We start from the raw sequence: 1,677 nt of genomic DNA on the forward strand, positions 1-1,677 counted from the left end.
ATTTGACCCGCAAAACAAAATAGTCAAACAGTCAGATTTTGTTAGCAAGTTTACTCTATGGCAGAACAGGACCAGAAACGAACCATGATTCTGGAAGCGGCATTAAAGCGCTTCAAGCGGTTTGGCTTATCTAAAACTACCATGGAGGAAATCGCCAGGGATCTGGAGATTTCGAAAGGCTCTTTGTATTATTATTTTTCGGATAAAGAATCCATCTACGTGGCGGTAGTGGAGTGTATGATAGCCGAATGCTTCCTGGATATGTCTGCATATGTAGAAGAGGCACCGTCTACCACCGCTATCATAGACCGTTACCTGGAATTGAAAGAAAAAATGTTGTTGGAATATCACTTTCTGTTTGGTGTAAACGAATGGATTAAAGATGTACCCTCCAGCCTGATGCGACAAACCATTGAGTTATTGCAGCAGGTAGAAATTTCTTTCCTTTCTGCTACTATCTCTAAAGGGGTAGAGAGCGGAGAACTCAACAAGGATACGGATACGGAACTCACCGCGCAACTACTGGTAAATGTATTATTCGGTTTATGGGTAATATGGTGCAAGTGGCAGGCGGCAGGTTTTGATCCACACGACCGGAAAGCGTTGAAATGCTTTATGGCACGTGAAAGACAAGTATTGACCATTTTCTTTAATGGATTAAGATATCGACCAAACATCAACAAGGATTGCTAGAACGTATGTAGAAGAATCAAGCACACAGGAATAGTTTTAATGAATATTTAAATTTAACGACAGATGAAAAAGTTGATTGTATTGGCCGCAGTAGCACTGTTCGGCACACAAGTAGCAAAGGCTCAGTTTTCGAAAGGCGATGTAATTTTAGGCGGTAATTTGAATGTTTCCACCACTACTACCAAAGTAAAAGACGCTGACCAAAAGAAATCAGACACCAAATTCGGTATCAGCCCTAAAGTAGGTGTGGCACTGAACTCCAACTGGGTAGTTGGTATCTTCGCAAAATCAGAGTTTGGTTCCAGCAAGAGCATTTTAGATGTTAAAACCAAAACACTGGACATCACCCCAGGTTTATTTGTTCGTAACTACCACATGATTGGTCAGAGCAAGTTTGCATTCTTCGCAGAAGCCAATGCAGGTTACCACTTCGGTAACACCAAGGTTGAAGACGATAAAATCAGCACTGTTAACGGTTTTGAAGTGAATGTACTGCCTGGTATCACTTACTTCGTGACTAAACACTTCATGATTGAAGGTGCATTTGGTGGTTTAACTTATGGTTACGACCAGAATAAACTGGAAGCAACTGGCGTAAAAACAAATACCAGCAGCTTTGACTTTAATTTCCCTAAAGAATTCTCTCTGGGAGTTAACTGGATATTCTAAGCATTAGCGAAGGTTTTATGTAAGAAAGTTATAAGGTTAAATAGATTGGATAGTCCCGCCGCAGTTGTACTGTGGCGGGATTTTTGCTTTTTGTACGTTGTAGCTTCAACAAACTAAACTGTCATGCGCAAACTAAAACTATTATTATCACTTCTTGCCGGTACACTTATTTACAGCAGTTGTGTAACTACTCAGCCTGCGGGCAATCCAAATAATTTACCACCGGGTCAGCAAAAGAAAATATACGGTACCAAATCGGCCAAACCATTTGCTCCCGGCCAACAGAAAAAGCAATAGTGTACTATAAAGCAAAAG

The 1,677-nt window shown here is 40.8% G+C and carries 3 protein-coding genes; all 3 read left to right on the plus strand.

Annotation, left to right across the window (positions count from 1 at the left end):
- Nucleotides 1-57 precede the first annotated feature (57 nt).
- The gene (locus VIP81_RS15240; protein WP_331962320.1) at nt 58-693 is read left to right on the plus strand and encodes a TetR/AcrR family transcriptional regulator; all 636 of its coding nucleotides are present in this window, start codon (nt 58-60) and stop codon (nt 691-693) included.
- A gap of 63 nt (nt 694-756) precedes the next feature.
- The gene (locus VIP81_RS15245) at nt 757-1,362 is read left to right on the plus strand and encodes an outer membrane beta-barrel protein (RefSeq protein ID WP_331962323.1); all 606 of its coding nucleotides are present in this window, start codon (nt 757-759) and stop codon (nt 1,360-1,362) included.
- A 123-nt stretch (nt 1,363-1,485) separates the two neighbouring features.
- The gene (locus VIP81_RS15250; RefSeq protein WP_331962326.1) at nt 1,486-1,659 is read left to right on the plus strand and encodes a hypothetical protein; all 174 of its coding nucleotides are present in this window, start codon (nt 1,486-1,488) and stop codon (nt 1,657-1,659) included.
- Nucleotides 1,660-1,677: the final 18 nt, after the last annotated feature.

Source organism: Chitinophaga sp., from assembly GCF_036566945.1.
GTDB lineage: Bacteria > Bacteroidota > Bacteroidia > Chitinophagales > Chitinophagaceae > Chitinophaga.

What these genes read in the sequence shown, in the direction of transcription:
- VIP81_RS15240 (WP_331962320.1), top strand. Translation starts at nt 58, where the DNA reads ATGGCAGAACAGGACCAGAAACGAACCATGATTCTGGAAGCGGCATTA.
- VIP81_RS15245 (WP_331962323.1), top strand. Translation starts at nt 757, where the DNA reads ATGAAAAAGTTGATTGTATTGGCCGCAGTAGCACTGTTCGGCACACAA.
- VIP81_RS15250 (WP_331962326.1), top strand. Translation starts at nt 1,486, where the DNA reads ATGCGCAAACTAAAACTATTATTATCACTTCTTGCCGGTACACTTATT.